This is a genomic window from Shewanella sp. SW32 (assembly GCF_025653365.1).
GTDB classification, from domain to species: domain Bacteria; phylum Pseudomonadota; class Gammaproteobacteria; order Enterobacterales; family Shewanellaceae; genus Shewanella; species Shewanella oncorhynchi.
On record NZ_JAKKSJ010000024.1, the window covers coordinates 23,428 to 42,898 of the forward strand.

Annotated in this window: 22 protein-coding genes; 10 read left to right on the top strand and 12 right to left on the bottom strand. The window is 44.1% G+C overall.

Annotated elements, in window-relative coordinates; genetic code table 11:
* Positions 1 to 9 precede the first annotated feature (9 nt).
* From L5M28_RS15045 to flgB, 5 genes are read right to left on the bottom strand one after another with little or no spacing between them, the layout of a single operon-like run.
* Positions 10 to 744, bottom strand: coding sequence for a flagellar basal body rod protein FlgF (locus L5M28_RS15045; protein WP_131523393.1), 735 nt, complete (start codon positions 742 to 744; stop codon positions 10 to 12).
* A 14-nt stretch (positions 745 to 758) separates the two neighbouring features.
* On the bottom strand, positions 759 to 1,961 hold the full coding sequence (flgE, locus tag L5M28_RS15050) for a flagellar hook protein FlgE (protein ID WP_113940823.1): 1,203 nt from the start codon (positions 1,959 to 1,961) through the stop codon (positions 759 to 761).
* A gap of 22 nt (positions 1,962 to 1,983) precedes the next feature.
* A complete protein-coding gene (locus L5M28_RS15055) occupies positions 1,984 to 2,646 on the bottom strand; it encodes a flagellar hook assembly protein FlgD (protein WP_263197067.1) in 663 nt (220 codons plus the stop codon).
* 2 nt (positions 2,647 to 2,648) lie between these two features.
* On the bottom strand, positions 2,649 to 3,065 hold the full coding sequence (gene flgC / locus L5M28_RS15060; protein ID WP_113940825.1) for a flagellar basal body rod protein FlgC: 417 nt from the start codon (positions 3,063 to 3,065) through the stop codon (positions 2,649 to 2,651).
* An 8-nt stretch (positions 3,066 to 3,073) separates the two neighbouring features.
* Positions 3,074 to 3,424, bottom strand: coding sequence for a flagellar basal body rod protein FlgB (gene flgB, locus L5M28_RS15065; RefSeq protein ID WP_168825885.1), 351 nt, complete (start codon positions 3,422 to 3,424; stop codon positions 3,074 to 3,076).
* A gap of 96 nt (positions 3,425 to 3,520) precedes the next feature.
* On the opposite strand from flgB, the gene flgA reads away from it, so the two are divergent.
* The 3 genes from flgA (at position 3,521) to L5M28_RS15080 (ending at position 5,088) form a co-directional block, all read left to right on the top strand.
* On the top strand, positions 3,521 to 4,258 hold the full coding sequence (flgA, locus tag L5M28_RS15070) for a flagellar basal body P-ring formation chaperone FlgA (RefSeq protein ID WP_173496197.1): 738 nt from the start codon (positions 3,521 to 3,523) through the stop codon (positions 4,256 to 4,258).
* A 100-nt stretch (positions 4,259 to 4,358) separates the two neighbouring features.
* Positions 4,359 to 4,640, top strand: coding sequence for a flagellar biosynthesis anti-sigma factor FlgM (gene flgM, locus L5M28_RS15075; protein WP_113940828.1), 282 nt, complete (start codon positions 4,359 to 4,361; stop codon positions 4,638 to 4,640).
* Positions 4,633 to 5,088, top strand: coding sequence for a flagellar protein FlgN (locus tag L5M28_RS15080; RefSeq protein WP_028761850.1), 456 nt, complete (start codon positions 4,633 to 4,635; stop codon positions 5,086 to 5,088). The genes flgM and L5M28_RS15080 overlap by 8 nt, the downstream gene beginning before the upstream one ends.
* An 85-nt stretch (positions 5,089 to 5,173) precedes the next feature.
* On the opposite strand, the gene L5M28_RS15085 is transcribed toward L5M28_RS15080, so the two are convergent.
* From L5M28_RS15085 to L5M28_RS15115, 7 genes are read right to left on the bottom strand one after another with little or no spacing between them, the layout of a single operon-like run.
* Positions 5,174 to 5,599, bottom strand: coding sequence for a hypothetical protein (locus tag L5M28_RS15085; RefSeq protein WP_263197069.1), 426 nt, complete (start codon positions 5,597 to 5,599; stop codon positions 5,174 to 5,176).
* Complete coding sequence (locus L5M28_RS15090) at positions 5,577 to 6,926, bottom strand: FliI/YscN family ATPase (RefSeq protein WP_263203762.1); 1,350 nt, start codon at positions 6,924 to 6,926, stop codon at positions 5,577 to 5,579. Before L5M28_RS15090 ends, L5M28_RS15085 begins: the two co-directional genes overlap by 23 nt.
* Entirely contained in the window at positions 6,904 to 7,614 is a 711-nt protein-coding gene (gene fliH / locus L5M28_RS15095) for a flagellar assembly protein FliH (protein WP_263203763.1), read from the bottom strand. Before fliH ends, L5M28_RS15090 begins: the two co-directional genes overlap by 23 nt.
* Positions 7,614 to 8,600 carry a flagellar motor switch protein FliG gene (locus tag L5M28_RS15100; RefSeq protein WP_049821660.1) on the bottom strand — a complete coding sequence of 329 codons (987 nt, stop codon included), beginning with the start codon at positions 8,598 to 8,600 and terminating at the stop codon, positions 7,614 to 7,616. Before L5M28_RS15100 ends, fliH begins: the two co-directional genes overlap by 1 nt.
* A gap of 16 nt (positions 8,601 to 8,616) precedes the next feature.
* Entirely contained in the window at positions 8,617 to 10,293 is a 1,677-nt protein-coding gene (gene fliF, locus L5M28_RS15105) for a flagellar basal-body MS-ring/collar protein FliF (protein WP_263177364.1), read from the bottom strand.
* Positions 10,294 to 10,305: 12 nt separating this feature from the next.
* Complete coding sequence (gene fliE / locus L5M28_RS15110; RefSeq protein ID WP_263203764.1) at positions 10,306 to 10,644, bottom strand: flagellar hook-basal body complex protein FliE; 339 nt, start codon at positions 10,642 to 10,644, stop codon at positions 10,306 to 10,308.
* Between the two features lie 28 nt (positions 10,645 to 10,672).
* Positions 10,673 to 11,983: a sigma-54 dependent transcriptional regulator gene (locus tag L5M28_RS15115; protein ID WP_168825891.1), complete on the bottom strand. Its 1,311-nt coding sequence runs from the start codon at positions 11,981 to 11,983 to the stop codon at positions 10,673 to 10,675.
* Between the two features lie 1,038 nt (positions 11,984 to 13,021).
* Here L5M28_RS15115 and L5M28_RS15120 point away from each other — a divergent pair.
* The 7 genes from L5M28_RS15120 to flhA are packed head-to-tail and all read left to right on the top strand — an operon-like array spanning position 13,022 to position 19,265.
* The gene (locus tag L5M28_RS15120) at positions 13,022 to 13,903 is read left to right on the top strand and encodes a FliM/FliN family flagellar motor switch protein (protein ID WP_113940836.1); all 882 of its coding nucleotides are present in this window, start codon (positions 13,022 to 13,024) and stop codon (positions 13,901 to 13,903) included.
* On the top strand, positions 13,896 to 14,255 hold the full coding sequence (locus L5M28_RS15125; protein WP_131523384.1) for a FliM/FliN family flagellar motor switch protein: 360 nt from the start codon (positions 13,896 to 13,898) through the stop codon (positions 14,253 to 14,255). The genes L5M28_RS15120 and L5M28_RS15125 overlap by 8 nt, the downstream gene beginning before the upstream one ends.
* Positions 14,252 to 14,986 carry a flagellar type III secretion system pore protein FliP gene (gene fliP, locus L5M28_RS15130; RefSeq protein WP_219235566.1) on the top strand — a complete coding sequence of 245 codons (735 nt, stop codon included), beginning with the start codon at positions 14,252 to 14,254 and terminating at the stop codon, positions 14,984 to 14,986. The genes L5M28_RS15125 and fliP overlap by 4 nt, the downstream gene beginning before the upstream one ends.
* A gap of 4 nt (positions 14,987 to 14,990) precedes the next feature.
* A complete protein-coding gene (locus L5M28_RS15135; RefSeq protein ID WP_006083412.1) occupies positions 14,991 to 15,260 on the top strand; it encodes a flagellar biosynthetic protein FliQ in 270 nt (89 codons plus the stop codon).
* Position 15,261: 1 nt separating this feature from the next.
* Entirely contained in the window at positions 15,262 to 16,041 is a 780-nt protein-coding gene (fliR, locus tag L5M28_RS15140; RefSeq protein ID WP_113940838.1) for a flagellar biosynthetic protein FliR, read from the top strand.
* Positions 16,038 to 17,168: a flagellar biosynthesis protein FlhB gene (gene flhB / locus L5M28_RS15145; protein WP_263203766.1), complete on the top strand. Its 1,131-nt coding sequence runs from the start codon at positions 16,038 to 16,040 to the stop codon at positions 17,166 to 17,168. Before fliR ends, flhB begins: the two co-directional genes overlap by 4 nt.
* 15 nt (positions 17,169 to 17,183) lie before the next feature.
* Positions 17,184 to 19,265 carry a flagellar biosynthesis protein FlhA gene (gene flhA, locus L5M28_RS15150; protein ID WP_113940840.1) on the top strand — a complete coding sequence of 694 codons (2,082 nt, stop codon included), beginning with the start codon at positions 17,184 to 17,186 and terminating at the stop codon, positions 19,263 to 19,265.
* The last annotated feature ends 206 nt before the right edge of the window (positions 19,266 to 19,471 follow it).

Consider the following 19,471-nt stretch of genomic DNA (forward strand, 5'->3'; position numbering starts at 1 on the left):
CAATAATCCTTAAACATTGCCCAGCAGACGATTACCAGCCTCGGCCAGCTTTTCTGCACTTTTCATTAACTTAACTTGAATCTCAAATTGACGACTCAAATCCATAGATGCAATAAGCTCTGACACGGCCTGCACGTTACTCGACTCAAGGAAGCCACTATCCACTAACACACCTTCATCTTGTGGCACTGCTTGGCCATCACGACGATAGAGCAACCCATCTTGCCCCTTTTGCATTAAGGCAAAGTCAGGATTCACTAGCTTTAATCGGCCCACTTCCTCAATGATCCCGCCTTCAGAGGGTAAAACACTGACTGTGCCGTCTTCACCCACAAAGACATCTTTATGCTCAGGCAACGCTATCGGCCCATCAACGCCTAATACAGGTCGGCCATCGATAGTCAGTTGCCCCTCGGCATTGGTCTCAATTGCACCTGAACGGGTGTATGCTTCAACACCGTCAACAGCCACACTGAACAAGCCACGATCGCGGATCGCTAAATCCAATGAACGGCCCGTAGGATTGATCACCCCACTTTGCTGGCTAAAACCACTACTCTCAGTCTGTGCCATAACCCTTGTGTTCAAACTATTACCTTGAACAGCTAAAGGCACGGCATTAACGCGCTCAAGGTCGGCTTTAAATCCTGCAGTTTCAGCGTTAGCCAAGTTATTCGCGCGAATACTTTGCGCCTCAAGAATACGAACTGCACCACTGGCGGCGGTATAAAGCATCTTCTCCATGTCAGTGTCTCTTCTTAAATGGCATTAAGTAATGCTTGTTGCATAGTCGAGTTCACATCAAGAACTTTGGCGTTGGACTGATAGTTACGCTGAGCCGACATGAGGTTAACCATTTCAGCAGTGGTATCCACATTCGAGCCCTCTAAATACCCCCCCGTTACAGTGCCCATAGTGCCTGTAGATGGCGCCCCCATAATCGCTTGCCCAGCGGTATTTGTAGCCACCCAAGCATTGTTACTCACGGCCGATAAACCGTTGGGATTACTAAAGTTTGCGAGGACGACCTGACCTTGTAATTGATCTTGGCCGTTAGTATAAGTGCCATACAACATGCCATTGTCATCCAGACGCACACCTTTCAATTCACCCGAGGTGTAACCGTCTTGAGATAAACTCGAGTTGTTGTATTTGGCGGCATACTGAGTGCTTTTATCGAAGTTGATATCAAATTTAAGCGGTGATGCCCCATTACCCAATGTAAGGTCGAAGGTATCCTTTGTTGTAGTTGGATCTAAAATGCCTTTTGAATCAAATTTTAATGTTGTTTGGTCTGGCAGAAGAGTCCCATCCAGAGTGTAATTAACAGTCCACTCATTCGGCGCTGTTTTTACATAATACTGAGTCACCACATGCTCAGTACCCAAAGAGTCGTAGACACTGGTGGTACCAATAGAGTGATAACTATCAATATTTTTAGGATCAAATGGCACGGCTGGGACAGCTGGGGGAATAACATCGACTCTCGCATCGAGATTTGAAACCATGCTGACATTCGTTGTGGCTTTAGCCGCTAAAGAAGCCGTTTGTACCTGTAAGTCACCCGCATTACCGGTTTGTAATCTTCCCGTCGCATTCACAGAATATCCCTGTAAACGATTACCGACTGGATCGGTTATAAAGCCTTGATTGTCCTTATGGAACATCCCTGCTCTAGCATACATGGCGCCGCCATCATTCCCCTTGAGAACAAAAAATCCTTCGCCTTGGATCCCCATATCAAGCTGACGACCGGTATAAGTTAAGCTGCCACCTTTAGAGAAGTTTTGGCTCGTTGACATCACGCCAACGCCACCCGCCTGACCACCATTATAAATTGATGCAAATTCACTACGGCCACCGCGAAACCCACTCGTCGATGCGTTAGCAATGTTATTACTGATAGTGTTGAGATCTTGAGTCGTCGCCTGTAAACCACTTAAAGCTATGTTAAATGACATCTTAATATCCTATAAAAATAATTTACGAAACTTCAGAAATATTGAGCACAGAAACAACCCCAACACCATGGCCCATTTCAGCCATCATCATGCCGGATGCACTGGAGAAATGGATTCTCTCGATCGGTGCCTTAATATACGTTGGCGCAACTAAACTATTTTCACCTAGTGTCGCCTTAGCTTTGATTTCATATTGGCCTGCAGACAACCCCAGCTCAGCAGGATCGATAGAGAACCGAACATCACCAACATCCTGAGCACCGAGTTGAATAGTGCTAACGACCTGACCTTGTGCATCGATAATTTCAAGATCTAAGCCTTCAGCTGCATTCTCTAAATACACTTTGCCTTCAACCGCTTCACCATCGAGCTGAAACTCAGACACAGGCACCATGGCATTCTTACCAATCAAAGATGCCGACTGTACTATGCCCAAATTTTCCATCATGACCATTTGGCTTGATTGATTCTTCCGCATTCCCTCTAAGCTTTCGACCTGCGAAAACTGCGCTAATTGAGAGATATACTCAGCACTGTTAAGCGGTTTAGTGGGATCTTGATTCTTGATTTGCGCGATCATTAAGGTCATAAATTCATTCTTTAATGACGCAGCATCATTCCCTGGTACCGCTAATGCACCTGCAGGATTCTGAATCGAGTTGTTACCAGAGCGAGCCAATTCCATTGCTATTTATTCCCTAGTTGCAATAAACCTTGCTGCATAGAACGCGCACGATTCATTATTTCAACACTGGTTTCAAATGAACGACTTGCCGCCATCATGTCAGCCATTTCTTCAATCGTGTTCACATTAGAGTAAGCAACATAGCCTTGTTCATTGGCAAAGGGATGATTCGGCTCATAACGCATATCCAATGGGGCATCCGCTTGGACTATGTCACTCACTTCAATCGAAGCACCAATCGCACCTTGTTGAGTCGCATCGTAAATAGTCGCAAATACGGGTTTTAATGCTCGATAAGCCGACTCAGGGTTTTCGGCGGCAGTTCCAGCGTTAGCTAAGTTACTCGCGACCGTATTTAAACGTATGGTCTGAGCATTCATGCCAGCACCCGCTATTTGATAAATATCGCCAAATGACATACAGGCTCCTAACGACCTTCAATAGCAGACTTTAGACCGGCTATTTTCATGTTTAAAAATGTCAAACTCGTTTGATAATCCATCGCATTCTGTGAATATCTTGCCTGTTCCTTACCGAGTTCCACGGTATTATCATCGGCAGAATTTTGATAAGGCATGCGATAAGCGAGGTTGTACTCTTGATTCATCTGCATGCCTGCTTCAACTTGCTTCATGGCCGCTTTGAAATCCAAATCCCTCGCTTTGTACCCCGGAGTTTCGGCATTGATTAAATTACTCGCTAATACCTTGCTTCTCTCCACTCTAAAATCGAGTGTCTGAGGATGTATTCCTAATGCTTTATCAAGGTTGATAGCCATCTCAACTCCTAGTACTGTATGCGTAATTAATTTAGATGGTCGAGCAGCTTACAATTAGCATGCCAATATACTTATTCATATAAAACAGTTGGTTAAATGAAATCGCTATTGATATACGGAAAGTTCTTTTCCCTCACTTTCTTACTGAGCATAGGGTTACTTCCGCTCAATGTGCACGCGAAAGGGAAGATCACGGCGACAGAACAAATATCTCAGCAAATGACAAACTCCGTAGCCGCAGAGATAGCTAAGTGGCAACAATCGCAAGGGATCAAAAAAGTCAGCAAAAAAATCACACTGCACATTCCTTCCAGCACAGCCAAGCTAAAAACGTGTAGCACGGCGCTCCAAGTCGAGGCTGCTAAAGGGCTCCCATTCGGTCGGATCCAACGAAAAATAAGCTGTGCCTCTGAAGGCTGGTCACTCTATGTTCGAGCTAAGGTTGCTCTCAGCGCCTACATTCCTGTTGCCAACAAAACGCTTAAGAGAGATGAAGTTGTCACATCAGAAAATCTACAATGGCAAATGTTGCCCTTAACTGCGTCAGATCAAGACATTATTACTGATGAAAAACACATTTTAGGGCAAGCGGTTGCCAGAAAAATAATCAAAAACAAACCCATAAGAGCAAGCAATTTAAGTGCACCAGAACTCGTGAGCATAGGGGATGAAGTGATTATCGAAGCAGTCAGTGCCACCTTTTATGCCAATATGATTGGGATTGCTATGGATGCGGGTAAACAAGGTGATGCCATTAGAGTGAGGAATAGTAGTTCAGGGAAAATCATTACCGCTTACCCCATAGCTAAGGGGAGAGTTGAAACCCGTTTTTAACATTTAAGCCACCTTAGGATAAATTTAAAAATTTATTTTAGATTTATCCTATTTAGGTCGCCTATATCTAATATCTAGCCATTTATGACGATGAACATCTATGGAAATTAATAAAATTAGCAGTGCCTTGAGCACTGAGTTCAGCACGAGTAAGAGCGCTAATACGCCCAGAAAGCCCGTTGAATCAGAAAATCTATCAACGCCAACACGACAAGATATTAGTCACGACTGGCAATTGTTAGAACAAACCCAGAAAGAGTTACATACCATCTCCGACGTTGACACAGATAAAGTTGCTGCTATACGTCAGGCTTTAAGTAATGGAAGCTTTGAGCTGAGCTTAGATAAAATTGCAGATAAGATATTGATACAGCATGGATAATAGTCAAGTAAATAAGCGCGAACTTGTTCAAAGTTTAATTCGCGATATTCGTCAAGATCTTGAGGGATATAGTCAATTAAAATCAATGCTTAAGCACCAACGTGAATTAATGCAACGCAGGGATAATGATGCGCTCTTAGCCCATAACGAGCGTCAAACTGCGCTGTGTAACAAGTTAGCTTTGAGAGCCAAACAGCGAAGCGAAAATCTCGCGACACTAGGTTTTAATAGTGACAATAGTGGCATGAGACGCTTAATCACGGCGCTACCTGATCATCTAAGACCGCAAATAAAAATGTCATGGGACAACTTGCAGCTGTTAGTTAAAGATAGCCAAACAGCCAATGAAACCAACGGCAGATTACTCGTAATACAGCAAGAAACGATTAACCGTATCCTGAATCAAGATGGCCAACACCATGAAATCGATTACGGTGCCAAACGCTAATTAAACTGAATTATTGAGAGTTACCAAAGCCCTCGCTAATGGGACATAGTTTAAAAGGTGGCTCTCAGCTGTAATGACACAGCGCCTATTGGCCTTTATTCTTGTAATAGAAACCCGCCATATCATCAACAATAGCCTGTTCACGGCGCGCCACTTGTGCTTGTTCTTGTATATGTGTTTGTTTTTCAAGCCACTTCAAACCCTGCTGACGCCCTAATTGCTTACGCCATAGGCGATCAATACGCAGCTGTTCCTGCTGTAGAAAGACCTCCTTTTGAGCTAACTTCACCCGCATAGGCTCTAACACTTGCGCCATACTTGCGGAATTTTGCCAGAGCAAAACATTTGAGCCCTCTTTCGCACCACGATAAGTCAATATCATTTGGGTTAAGGCTTGATGTTGTTGTTGATTTAGTTGGACGCTTAGGCTGGAATCATCGCGTTTTTGCCCTAGCTGCGCTAATTTCTTTTCAGCTTGAACACGTAACTTAGAGAGATGACGCTGGCTCATATCCCATAACTCCCATCAACTGTTCCAATTGCACTAAACTTTCAGCCAAATTGACTTTACTGTGTGTAGTCTGGCGTAAAAATCGTGCCATTTCTGGATACACTCGCACAGCAAGATCCATTTCAGGATCTTGGCCCGCTTGGTAGCCACCTAAAGGTAATAAGTCTCTGACCTCATTGTAACGACTCAAAAGATGTCTAAAGATCTGACTCTGTTCAATACTGCTAGAGGTCGCTATGTGCATGGCTAAGCGACTCACAGACGCATTAAGATCAATCGCAGGGAAATGTCCTTGCTCGGCTAATTTACGACTTAGCACTATATGGCCATCTAAAATGGCTCTCGCTGCATCTGCAACGGGATCCTGCTGATCATCGCCCTCGGCCAATACGGTATAAAACGCGGTTAGCGTTCCCGTCGGATGCTCACCATTGCCCGCCATTTCCACCAGTCTAGGTAACTGTGCAAATGCCGATGGCGGATAGCCTTTGGTTGCTGGAGGCTCACCTAAACTCAAGGCGATTTCACGCTGTGCCTGAGCATAACGAGTCAATGAATCTACTAATAACAGTACTTGCTTGCCCTGATCCCTAAAAGCACAGGCAATGGAGTGGGATAACCGCATTGCACGTAATCGCATCAGCGGTGTGGTATCTGCAGGGGCTGCAATAATCACAGCCCGTTTACGCCCTTCTTCACCGAGTGTTTCTTCAATAAACTCCCTGACCTCTCGGCCACGCTCACCAATTAAGCCAACCACCACAACATCTGCTTCAGTAAAACGAGTCATCATGCCTAATAACACACTCTTACCCACACCAGAGCCCGCAAAGAGCCCGAGTCGCTGGCCTCTACCAATGGGCAACAAACTATTGATGGCGCGAATACCGACATCTAGCGGCTGCCGAATAGGCTGGCGCAGCAAAGGATTGTAACTCGTGTGAGATTGCGGGACTTGTGAAACACCGGTTAAATCGCCCAGTAAGTCGAGTGGTTGTCCAAGTCCATCAAGCACCCTGCCAAGCAAACCATCACCAATAGCAATTGTTTGCTCATCCGTAATAGGCAGCACTCTAGCACCTGGCATCAAGCCCTGTGTGGGCTCAATCGGCATAAGGCACAATACGTCCCGATGAAAGCCAACGACTTCAGCCTCAATTAAACGACCATTTCGCCCTTCAATCTGGCAACGATCCCCCATGCCAAGCTGACAGCCAACAGCCTCAAGCAATAGACCATTGACTCGAATGAGACGTCCATAAATCCTTGCAACTGGAACCTGAGGCCAATCGTCATGAAATACATCAGACTCCAATCTCAGCCTCATTCAACTTGGTTTCAACCTGCTTCATGCAAGCATCGAGTCGTGTCTCGACTGAAGCATCTGCATCGGATTTATCACTCACAATTCGACAACTGCCCGCTGAAATACTGCTATCAGCGATGAGATTCCAGCCACGGATTTTATCTTCCGAGAGCTCTTTTAATTTAGTCGCGGCACTCGGCTCTAAATGGATTTTGATATCCGCTTGATCATCAGGTAACGCACTCAAGGTTTCTTCAACGAGCTTAAGAATTTGTTGTGGCTGCAGGGTTAGCTCGCAGCGGATCACTTGTTGTGACACTCGGCGTACTAATTCAAGGATCAAATTTTGCTGTTCACGAACCTGCTTTGCATGACCGTCTTCGAGTAGTTCTCTCAAGGCACCTAGCGGTACAAGTAAACTGTTGAGCTGCTCATCGATGGATGCTCTACCCGCTGACTGCCCATCTAACCGACCTTGATGAAAACCAGCTGCATGTCCAGCAATGCGTCCTTCTTCTATGCCAGCCTCATAACCCGCACTCTTACCTTGAATAACACCTTCATCATAACCCTCATCGAATGCTTGTTGATAACTTTGAAAATCACTGCCCGCATCGGAATTTGATTCAACCGCATCGTGTAATGCAGGAAAACGATAACGACGAGCGAGATTGGTATTTAGACGCCAACGAGAATGCTTGTTTTCCATTAAACAACGACCTGTTCTTCAAATAGCTGCAATTCAATTTCACCTTCTTGCATTAATTGCTTCGCCAGTTCCATTATCTCTTTACGCGCCCCACTCGCTCGGCTAACAGGTACACCACCTAACGCTTCTATTTGCGTTTCAATCGCTGACGACATACGTTTAGGCAAGGCATTGAGTAAGGCATCTTTTAATTCAAAATCAATGCCTTTTAATGCTAATGATAAGGTTTCAGAAGGTACTTGTCCTAATAAGGTCTGCAACGTTTCTTGCTTTTGTCGCCCAAGAATAATGAAGTCAAACATATTATCGGTGACATCAATCGCCATCTGCTTATCATGGAGTTTGATCATTTCCATCAACTGTTCTCTGTCGCCTTCGAAGCGATTGAGGATATCGGCAACCTGTTTGACACCCGCCACTTGCGTGTGACTTTTCTCCATTGCCATCAACATGCAGCGCTCAACCAGCTCCCGCAGTTCCTCAACAACGTTGCGGTCTAATTCGCCAAGTTGCGCAATACGAACGAGCACCTCATCTTGGCTATCACTAGGCAACATTTTTAAGATTTTAGCGGCACTTTCTGGTGGTAATAATCCCAACAATACCGCTTGCAACTGGCAGTGCTCATGGGTGATTTCACGGGCAAGTAATTGGGGGTCAACCCATTCGAGACGCTTAACGAGCACTTTAATCTCATCACCATAAATGCTATCGATAAGACTTTTAGAAACTCTGTCTCCCAAAGCGATATCGAGTGTCTTTTGTAAATAGGACCGTGAGGCTCTGGCGATACCCGATTGTTCTTTATAGCGTTGGAAAAAACGGCTGAGTACTGCCTCGGCTTCTTGCTGGGTAATACTCGATAACCGCGCCATTTTATGGCTTAAGTGTTGCACATCGTTACGATCCAAATGCGCCATGACCATGGCAGCACCTTCTTCTCCCATACTCAGTAATAACATGGCCGCTTGGGCGTAATTGTCCATCTTAATTTCGATTGAATTATTCACCGTCTTTATCGCCTATCCAATGAGCTATCACTTCTGCAACACGCGCGGGTTCTTTGTTTGCGAGCAAGGCTAAATGCTCCATTTTAACGGTCAAAGGTGAGCCGGGCTCGGGTAAACCTTGACTGCCTAGCCAGTCGGCACTCGGTAACTGATGGGCTTGATTTGGTAAAGTATCGGCGGAATGCCCATCGAGTGCAGCAGCGGAAGCGGCACTTAATGCAACGGGCTCAATTCTAGGCGCGGTAATTTGAGCGGTTCGGGTCAAGTGCTTAACCAGCGGCCTTAATACGAACAAAATAAGTCCAAAGCCAAGGATACCGCCTATGATGTAGCGTAAATAGGCTTGATAATTTTCTGATTGCCACCAAGGTGACGGCGTAAATTCGGCAGCGACGGTTGGGGTAAACTCAAAGGCATTAATGGTAAAACTATCACCTCTCGCCGCCGAAAAGCCGATAGCATCCTTAACCATATTGCCAAACTTAACCAGTTGAGCCTCTTCATTAAATGCTCCTTGACCCGTAGCACTATTAATAAGCACTGAAACTGAGAGGTTTTCGAGCTGCATTTGTTGATAACGAACATGACGCACAGAACGACCAACGTCATATTGACGACTTTCTTCCTGCTTCAAATTACGGGTCTTATCATTCGTCGCCTCTTTGCCTGCTTGGGGTGGCTTATTACTTAAAGCTCCGGGAATTCCCGCGGCAATAGTATTACTTGAATCATCGACACTCGTACGCTCTTGAGTCACGACATTTTGCGGATCGAGTGACTCCTTAGTTTCTTCAACCTGATTGAAGTTTACTTTTGCAGTCACCCGCACTTGGAAATTATCTTGACCAAGCACAGGCTCGAGCATAGAGGCGGCATTCGCCACTAAGCTATTCTCAAGTTCACGCGTGTACTGTAACTGCTTGTTTCTAGACTGGCTAAGATCTTGATTGCCTGAAATGTTCTCACTTAAATATCGACCATCTTGATCGACAACTTTGATATTACTGGCCGTTAGTCCAGTCACACTGCCTGCGACCAAATTAACAATAGCCTCAACTTGTGTTTCAGAGAGTCGAGTATTCGGGTCTAGCTGCAGCATGACGGAAGCCGTCGGCAGTTCAGGCTCCTGACGGATAAACAGAGTTTGTTTAGGTATCGCCAAATGAACTCTTGCGGCACGGACCGACTTTAACGACATGATAGTGCGAGCTAATTCACCTTCTAAACTATGGCGATACTTAGCTTGTTCCATAAATTGACTCGTGCCGAGCGCGGTATTGTCGAGTGCCTCCATACCCGAAGGTACTTTCGCTTTTACCCCTTTTGCGGCCAAAAGCATACGCGCATTACCGACTTGCTCTTCTGCAACGAGGACTGCCCCAGTATTTGCCTCTAGGCGATAATCAATGCCTTCTGCATCCAAGACATTTAACACTTGAGAAGTATCGACATTTTCTTGGCTGCCATATAAAGGTCGATACCCTGCAGTAGCAGTCCATAACATCAACACTATGACACTAGCGACAACCACCGCAAGTAAAGCTAAGGCGATAACCTGACGATCACCACGGTTAAAACGATGCCATTTTTGGGTCATGCCAGCAATGAATCCTGACGAAGATTCAGTCCCGGTAATATCCTGACCTGATTGAACAAAAGTGGTAGACATTCACACAATTCCTTAAATAGGCATCTTCATTACATCGTCAAATGCTTGCACAAGACGATTACGAATTTGGAGCATAGTCGCAAATGACAAACTGGCTTTTTGCGAAGCCACCATAGCACCGACGAGATCATCGCTTTTTCCACTATCGACAGCCGCCATCACCATAGAGGATTGGTTCTGATCTTGGTTAACGGCAGAAACTTTACTCTTAATCAAGTCAGTGAATGACCCATAAGCCATACCATTATCGGCAGGGTTTGAAGTGATGTTGATCGCCCCTTTAGCCACTTCACGATGAATGTTTAAGGTTTCCATTAACATATTTGAGCTAACAATCGCTCCATTAGACATATTCCATTCCTATTACTTTTTGATTGCTCTAAGCTGCTCGACCCGCTTGCTCTAATAACATTTCAATATCAATACCCGCTTCTCGCATTTGTACGAGGCGATATCTTAAGGCTCTAGTCGTCATCCCTAGCGCCTCTGCACTTAACGTGCGTTGCCCATTAAAACGTTTAAGTACATCAATAATATATTGAAACTCAGCCTGCTGTTTTGACGCTTTAAGCCCATCTGAGGCGCCTAAAGGCTCCAACTCAAGCATCTCTTCTTGAATGTTTAACCCGAGTTCCGCAACTTGAATCGCCTGGCCTCTACGCATCACTAATGCACGTTGAATACAATTTTCTAGCTCTCTTACATTTCCGGGCCAATCATAGGTCACGAGCACTTGCCTTGCGTGCTCACTGAAATAACAACGACTTGAGCAATCAGATTGGCCATATAAATTTAAGAAATGTTCAGCGAGAGGCAGGATGTCAGCCTTTCGTTCTCTTAAAGGCTTAATTTTCAGAGGTAAAACATCTAATCGATAGAACAAATCCTCCCTAAAATGTCCAAACTCCACGGCTTGTCTTAAGTCGCGATTGGTAGAGGCAATGACTCTGATATCCAGTGGTATAACATGCTGGCCACCAAGTCTTTCGACTTCACGCTCCTGTAGCACCCGAAGTAACTTCGCCTGTAACGGCAAGGGCATTTCACCAATTTCATCGAGTAATAAAGTACCGCCATTGGCCTGCTCAAATTTTCCTGCCTTATCACAAATGGCACCAGTGAAGGCACCTTTGACATGCCCAAAGAGAACGGACTCTAGAATACTTTCAGGGATGGCAGCGCAGTTAATCGCAACGAAAGGCTTATGTGAACGGGAGGAGTGGCGATGAATATAACGAGCAAGCGGTTCTTTACCAGTACCACTTTCACCCAATAATAAAACACTGGCCTCAGTGGTTGCGGCGCGATGGGCCAACATCAACAATTGTCGACTAACAGAAGCCGCGACAACCAAACTAGAATCAGGTAACTCTAAACGGTGTAATCGTTGAATTGAGGCAAGTAACTGCTCAGTTTCTACGGGAATTAATAGATAATCCTGTACGCCAGCTCGCATTGCTGCGGCTGCCAACTCACCTTGCTCTGGTGCTAATAACGCGACGATATTACGGCCAGGAAAACGGGCAAGATAGGACTTCACATCACAAGGACTACAATCCGATAAGTTAACGATAGTGAGCCAAGGTAATTCCATTGCATCACTCCACAGATAAAAATCCTCATGTGTTATTTTGCATGCAAGTTCCGCAGATATGTTTAACCCTTCAATCCGTATACTTAGGCCACCCACTCACTAACTCCCTTTCGTTTACAGTACATTAAATAACACCTTAATTTAGACCTATAAGTCTTTGTGTTTGAGTGTATATAAAATCTATTACTACTTACTTATCCATCTAGATGAATGAGCAATAAATAACTCAAGCCATTAAGAACAGTAAAAACAAATGCGGAAGCGAAATGCGGAAGATATATTTCCGCATGTAATATCAAAGCCAGCGATAGAGAACTACACACAATGAGTATCCACATTGACAATGGCTAAGGATATGCCCTCAACTAAATAAGGTTAAAACGTGTTCTAGTGCAATCATCGATAAGAAATGTGACCAGCAACAAAGTTTAAGGTATCACCGAATTATATGAATCAATTGCTATCAACCATGAAAGGTCTAAAAGAAAAACCGCAAAAAAGTGATGCATATAACTTAGGACTGACTTATACCAAATATATTTGTAAAATAATATATGACAATGATAAAAATGCACCATCGATACTTTTAAAATAGTGACAAAATTTAACCGCCAATGTTTAATATTAAATAAACCACAAACTATAGCGCACAAAAAACAATGAAAATCAAAGACAAACAGATTTGCAACACAATATCATCATTAATAATCAATATGTAAATGCTGACATAAATATTGCCCGCCAAAATATCGACAAATGTCAAAATAATATCTAACCGCCTTTTTATTGACGCGAAAATGCAAAACCTAAAGCATTAATATCTTCTTACACAATCTCAAAACAAACATTTTGTTCACAACCAACTTTACCCTACAATTCTATTCACATATATTTCAGCATTTCTTATAATTATTATTGAATACTTAAGCCTTATTAACTTATCATCCTCGTCGTTTAAAACAGAGTCGAACCTAAAGTTCAACGCTTAACTGTTTTAAGAAATTCATTAATCCTTAACGATAAAGAAATAAATATTTAGGCACTCTGTTTGTGTATGTTTTTTATGCGCCAACTGAATCACGGAGGTAGCCAAGCAGCATTCTAGTAGTAAAAACACGTTTAATAGGAAGAACAATGAAGACGACGGCGAAAGCTAGGCTTATAAAATCAAATTCCAATGAAATAATTAGACCTATTATGCTAGTTCAAGAAAAGCTAGCGAGAACGCGATTATTGCAACAGCTAGAAAAGCTACATCGTCCACTTATCGATGCCATAAATAATATCCTATCTCCGCTACTAAGACAGGGTCATCCCGCTGTTTCGGGGTCAACGTTAACAGAACCTAGAACACCTGTCGTTCCAGAACATTGCTATTCATGGTTTGTATTAAAACATCATCAAAATACCCTCGGTTATTGGAGAATTGATCGCTGCACGCTCGATCAATTGGCGAGTAATTATTACGGTAATACCTCAACACCATTAAGTTCTCCTTTGAGAAACCCCAGCCAATCTGAATTTAGGTTAGCCAAAAAGTTGCTACTTTCCGTAGTGGAGGAGCTACCTAATAGCACGATCGAAACCAATAATCTTGAAGTTGAGCTCATAAAAGGCCATATGCCACTCGCAGTATCGGCAGTATGGTCGTTCAATTTTACCAATGGCCCACTAACCCCTCCAATGCTCTTTTGTTTAACTGAGCATTTACTGGGGCATCTGGCCGAACAGCCTAAGAAATCTGAAGTATCTGCGGATTTACCCGCAAAACTAGCCGTCTGGCTAAAAAGTCTCCCCATAAAAATGCAGCTGACATTAGGGCAACATAGCATCCCGGTGCAATCACTCAGCCAATTAAAAACTGGGGATATTTTACCTATTAATCTCTATCCAAAAACCTTGTTATCAATCGGAAACACACCGCTATTTCATGCCTCTGTGCATAGTCATGAAGGACAGATGGTAGCGAAATTGACCCAAGATATTTATCAGCATGAGGAGCATGACATTGGCTGAACAATCTATTTTATCGGATGATGATTTTCTATTAGAGGACGATATTTTCTCTGAGAGAGCATTTTCAAAGCCGGACACCCATAACCGTAAATTGAAAAATAATAATTTTTTTCAACAACTTCCTGTTCAAGTTACTCTCGAACTGGCCAGTGCTGAAATGTCTTTAGGCGAACTAAATCGTATGGGAGAAGGTGATGTTATCGCACTCGACCGTATGGTGGGTGAACCGCTGGATATCAGAGTAAATGGAGCACTATTAGGAAGAGGCGAAGTCGTAGAAGTGGCAGGCAGATATGGCGTACGTTTGCTGGAAATAGAGAGCATTACTCTCGATGGGACAAGTAACGAATGATAGTTCGGGTATTGTTACTGGCGATTCTATTGTTTGCTCCCCAAGCCCTCGCATCGGAAGGACTGACCTTATTCACACTGGATAGCGCTCAAGACAGTCAAGCAGTTAACATTAAACTCGAAATTTTAGCGCTCATGACGGCCATTAGTTTCTTGCCCATCATGCTGATGATGCTAACCAGTTTTACTCGTATTATCATTGTATTAGCAATTCTCCGACAAGCTCTCGGACTACAACAAAGTCCCCCTAACCGAGTGCTTGTTGGGATAGCATTAGTACTCACTATCTTTATTATGCGCCCAGTGGGAGACAAAATTTATAAGGAAGCTTATTTGCCCTATGACCAAGGTAAGATCGAATTGATGGAGGCTGTCTCAATAGCCAAAGTCCCTTTAACTCGATTTATGCTGGCGCAGACAAGAGAAACTGATCTTGAGCAAATGCTGAAAATAGCTAACGAACCCACACACATGAAAGCAGCAGAGGAAGTCCCCTTTTTTGTCCTTATGCCCGCATTTGTACTGAGTGAACTCAAAACAGCTTTCCAAATTGGCTTCTTACTTTTCTTACCTTTCTTAGTTATCGACTTGGTTGTCGCAAGTGTCCTCATGTCTATGGGGATGATGATGTTGTCACCGTTAATTATTTCTCTCCCATTTAAACTGATGGTTTTTGTATTAGTCGATGGTTGGGCTATGACGGTAAGCACCTTAACCGCAAGTTTTGGGTAGCTAGATGGACATCAATGAACTGACCTCGCTCTTTGCTGACTCAATGTTTCTCGTCATCATCATGGTTTCTGTGTTGGTGACACCGGGACTCATTCTAGGCTTAATCGTTGCGGTATTTCAGGCTGCGACACAGGTCAATGAACAAACCTTGAGTTTTCTGCCAAGGCTTATCATTACTCTACTTATGGTTCTGTTTTCAGGCCATTGGCTCATACAACAGCTAAGTGATTTATTTGACAGGCTGTTTATGAATATTCCTCATATTATCGGTTGATATGCTTTCCCTCACCTCAACCGAACTCAGCATGTTAATCGGCAGCCTTTGGTGGCCATTCTGCCGGATCATGGGGGCATTTATGATAATGCCCTTGTTAGGTAATTCCTATGTGCCTGCAACAGTAAGAATTTTTCTTGCCTTAAGTATTGCAGCGCTTATTGCACCTATGCTGCCACCCGTTCCCGCTGTCGATGCGCTCTCGCTTGGATCATTGTTTTTAGCCATAGAGCAACTACTGACTGGATTTATGCTCGCGCTATTTTTAACCATTTTAATCCATGTGATGACCATGCTTGGCACTATTATGTCGATGCAGATGGGTCTAGCGATGGCGGTGATGAACGATCCCGCTAATGGCGACACCAACCCCATTCTCAGTGAATGGTTACAAATCTTTGGTACATTGATTTTTCTGGCTCTTGACGGTCATTTAGTCGGGCTCAACATCATTGTTGATAGCTTTCGTTTATGGCCAATTGGAAATGGGATTTTTGACTTACCGCTAATGGGATTGGTTAGTCGAATGGGCTGGCTATTTGCTGCATCGCTGATGCTCGCCATACCCGCAGTACTCGCCATGTTAATGGTTAACATCACTTTTGGTGTATTAAGCCGCGCTGCGCCGTCATTAAACATCTTCTCGCTCGGGTTTCCCATGACCTTGTTGATGGGCTTGATTTGCGTCTTCCTTTCGTTAAGCGGCATTCCAACTCGTTACAGTGATCTGTGCTTAGACGCATTAACTGCCATGTACCAATTTATCGGAGGGATCTCATGAGTAAAACACCCCAACAAGATAAAACAGAAAAAGCTACACCGCAGAAAAAGCGTAAAGCGAGAGAAGAAGGCCAAGTTCCACGATCTAAAGATCTTGCCTCCGCAGCACTGGTTGTTGGTTGCTCTGTCATGCTGACCAGTAATGCGGATTGGTTTGCGACGAGAGTCAGTGGATTAGCTAAATACAATATGCTGCTCACTCGAGCAGAGTTAGATCAACCAGACATCATGATGCGCCATCTTGGCGCCAGCCTAGTCGAAATGCTAAGCATCTTAGGCCCACTATTCATCATGGTTGCTCTGTTGGCCGCAGTTGCAGGAGCCTTACCTGGGGGGCCGATATTTAATTTTGGAAATGCTAATTTTAAGTACAGTCGAATCGATCCTCTTGCCGGTGTCGGAAGAATATTTTCCGCTCAATCTCTTGTTGAGTTACTCAAGTCATGCCTAAAGATTGTGTTACTGATCGGAATTATGTTGGTTTTCTTGAATGGTCACTTACAAGAACTACTTAGCTACAATCAACGCCCTATTGATGAAGCGGTTCGCGATGGCATCAATCTACTGTCGCAAGGCATGTTTTATCTTGGTACTGGGCTGCTCGTGATCGCCTTTATTGATGTGCCTTACCAATATTGGCATAACAGCAAAGAATTACGTATGTCACATCAAGAAGTAAAAGACGAGCATACCCAGCAAGAAGGTAAGCCAGAGATTAAAGCTAAAATCCGCCAAATACAGCAACGAATGGCTCGCTCTCGGGCAGATACCACCATTCCAAAAGCGGATGTTCTATTGGTTAATCCTACTCACTATGCCGTGGCATTAAAATACAATCCTGACTTAGCGGATGCGCCTTACGTCATCACTAAAGGCACTGAAGAACTCGCCCTCTATATGCGAGAACTCGCTAAAAAACATGATATTGAAATTATTGATATCCCACCGCTCACGCGGGCTATTTATCATTCAACGCAAGTCGATCAACAGATACCCAGTGCCCTTTTTATCGCCATAGCGCACGTATTAAGTTATGTCATGCAAATAAAAGCATCTCGTAAGGGCTTACAGCAGAAACCTGAGCCTTTACCACATTTTTTTATTCCCCCTAATTTACGTCACGATTAAAGGATTGCTTAACCTATGAATTGGCTTTCTCGCACCTTTTCAGGAAATTACAGCTATATCGGCATTCCAGTCATGCTGCTCGCTATTCTGGCAATGGTGATTTTACCGCTGCCTGCATGGCTACTGGACATTTTGTTTACATTTAACATCGTCCTTGCCGTCATGGTGCTGCTGGTGAGCGTCTCGATCAGGCGACCATTAGAGTTTTCTGTATTCCCAACCTTATTGCTCCTTGCGACCTTAATGCGTTTGACCTTAAACGTTGCATCGACGCGCGTAGTACTCATTGAAGGTCATGAAGGAGGCGATGCTGCGGGTAAAGTGATCCAAGCCTTCGGTGAAGTCGTTATTGGCGGAAACTATGTCGTCGGTGCGGTTATCTTCTTAATTCTAATGATTATTAACTTTGTTGTAATCACTAAGGGTGGCGAGCGGATCTCTGAGGTATCGGCGCGATTTACATTGGATGCCCTACCGGGTAAACAGATGGCGATCGATGCCGATCTCAATGCTGGCACACTCACACACGAACAAGCCAGCCTACGTCGCCAAGATGTCGCCAGAGAAGCAGACTTTTATGGTTCCATGGATGGAGCCTCAAAATTTGTGAGAGGGGATGCCATCGCAGGACTCTTGATCTTAGCCATCAACATTATTGGCGGGATCAGCATAGGCATCTTTATGCATGATCTGAGTACAACAGAAGCCTTTAAAACCTATGCACTATTAACCATTGGTGATGGTCTAGTTGCACAAATTCCATCATTACTACTCGCCACTGCTGCCGCAATTATTGTGACTAGGGTATCCGATGCAGAAGAAATGCCGACCCAATTGAGTCGACAGTTACTGGCTAACCCTAGAACCTTAGCCACTGCAGCCATTGTGATGGCGATTCTCGGTATCACCCCAGGCATGCCAGCACTGGTATTTTTATCTTTTGCAATACTACTAGGCTTTGCTGCGTGGAAACAAAACCAGAATAAGGCCTCCTTTACTGAAGAGAAAACTGAAGAACTCATAGAAACTAGCCTGACAGAACCTTCAGCGCCAAGCTGGGAATCCCTGCCTTTTACCGACATCATCGAAGTACGATTAGGCTATAGATTGGTTCATCTAGTCGAAAAAACCAAAGGAGCAGAATTACAAAAACGCCTAACAGGGATCAGACGTACCCTTTCAGAACAAATCGGATTTCTGCTATCGGAAGTGAGAGTGCGCGACAATCTAGCCTTAGCACCACATGCATACCAAATTAACTTTATGGGCACTCAAGTGGCTATCGCCGAATTAGAGCCTGATCTACTGTTAGCAATAAAAAGTGGTCCTGTGTACGGCAAAATTGATGGGATTTTAACTAAGGAACCCGCTTACCAAATGGATGCGATTTGGATCACGCCTGAACTAAAAGCCAAAGCACTCAATTTAGGTTATTCGGTCGTCGATAATGCCACGATCATTGCCACTCATGTCAGTAAGTTATTGCGCGAATCACTACCTGAATTATTGCAACATGATGATATTATGCAATTAACTGACAGGCTCAGTAAGCAAGCCCCCAAACTGGCGGAATCACTCAGTACCTGTTTAACCCCCATACAGTTACTCAAAGTTTTCCGCTTGTTACTCAAAGAACAAGTGCCCCTTAAAGACATACGCACCATAGCAACGACCTTGCTGGAATGCAGCGAGCAAACCAAAGATCCCGTTCTACTCGCCGCCGATGTGCGCTGCGCTTTACGCAATAGTATTTTGCATCAAATCGCAGGAAGCAGTCCGCAGTTGAATGTACTCACTCTGACCGCAGAATTAGAACAGACTTTAATGACAGCGTTAAATCAATCGCAACAACAGGGCCGAGTTGCATTGGATAGTTTCCCTATCGAACCTAATCTACTGGCGCAGCTACAACAAAGAATGCCCCAATTACTCGCGGAGACAAAAGAGAAAGGCTATAACCCTATCCTACTTGTTTCTCCACAACTCAGGCCCTTCCTCGCGCGATACGCATTAGCCTTCGCCCGCGGACTTCATGTTTTATCCTATAATGAAGTCCCTGAAACAAAAGAACTTATGATTGCGGGACAACTAGGGTAATCATTACTCACAGTAGCTTAGCAAGACCCGCTGAGAGAGGTGCAACACACCTCTCTCTAACTTAACTGCATCGCTCATCACAACAAACTAAGCCTCTCAGCAAACCACAACTGCATACCTCCTATAGAATATTGATAACTCACAGCTCCAATCTCATTTCCAATCAAAGCAATACCCTTCTACTCCTTAAGAGATATTTCGCTCGT

Coding starts and splice junctions, on each gene's coding strand:
- L5M28_RS15045 (WP_131523393.1), bottom strand. CDS start 744: ATGGAGAAGATGCTTTATACCGCCGCCAGTGGTGCAGTTCGTATTCTT.
- flgE (WP_113940823.1), bottom strand. CDS start 1,961: ATGTCATTTAACATAGCTTTAAGTGGTTTACAGGCGACGACTCAAGAT.
- L5M28_RS15055 (WP_263197067.1), bottom strand. CDS start 2,646: ATGGAATTGGCTCGCTCTGGTAACAACTCGATTCAGAATCCTGCAGGT.
- flgC (WP_113940825.1), bottom strand. CDS start 3,065: ATGTCATTTGGCGATATTTATCAAATAGCGGGTGCTGGCATGAATGCT.
- flgB (WP_168825885.1), bottom strand. CDS start 3,424: ATGGCTATCAACCTTGATAAAGCATTAGGAATACATCCTCAGACACTC.
- flgA (WP_173496197.1), top strand. CDS start 3,521: ATGAAATCGCTATTGATATACGGAAAGTTCTTTTCCCTCACTTTCTTA.
- flgM (WP_113940828.1), top strand. CDS start 4,359: ATGGAAATTAATAAAATTAGCAGTGCCTTGAGCACTGAGTTCAGCACG.
- L5M28_RS15080 (WP_028761850.1), top strand. CDS start 4,633: ATGGATAATAGTCAAGTAAATAAGCGCGAACTTGTTCAAAGTTTAATT.
- L5M28_RS15085 (WP_263197069.1), bottom strand. CDS start 5,599: ATGAGCCAGCGTCATCTCTCTAAGTTACGTGTTCAAGCTGAAAAGAAA.
- L5M28_RS15090 (WP_263203762.1), bottom strand. CDS start 6,926: ATGAGGCTGAGATTGGAGTCTGATGTATTTCATGACGATTGGCCTCAG.
- fliH (WP_263203763.1), bottom strand. CDS start 7,614: ATGGAAAACAAGCATTCTCGTTGGCGTCTAAATACCAATCTCGCTCGT.
- L5M28_RS15100 (WP_049821660.1), bottom strand. CDS start 8,600: ATGGACAATTACGCCCAAGCGGCCATGTTATTACTGAGTATGGGAGAA.
- fliF (WP_263177364.1), bottom strand. CDS start 10,293: ATGTCTACCACTTTTGTTCAATCAGGTCAGGATATTACCGGGACTGAA.
- fliE (WP_263203764.1), bottom strand. CDS start 10,644: ATGTCTAATGGAGCGATTGTTAGCTCAAATATGTTAATGGAAACCTTA.
- L5M28_RS15120 (WP_113940836.1), top strand. CDS start 13,022: ATGAAGACGACGGCGAAAGCTAGGCTTATAAAATCAAATTCCAATGAA.
- fliP (WP_219235566.1), top strand. CDS start 14,252: ATGATAGTTCGGGTATTGTTACTGGCGATTCTATTGTTTGCTCCCCAA.
- L5M28_RS15135 (WP_006083412.1), top strand. CDS start 14,991: ATGGACATCAATGAACTGACCTCGCTCTTTGCTGACTCAATGTTTCTC.
- fliR (WP_113940838.1), top strand. CDS start 15,262: ATGCTTTCCCTCACCTCAACCGAACTCAGCATGTTAATCGGCAGCCTT.
- flhB (WP_263203766.1), top strand. CDS start 16,038: ATGAGTAAAACACCCCAACAAGATAAAACAGAAAAAGCTACACCGCAG.
- flhA (WP_113940840.1), top strand. CDS start 17,184: ATGAATTGGCTTTCTCGCACCTTTTCAGGAAATTACAGCTATATCGGC.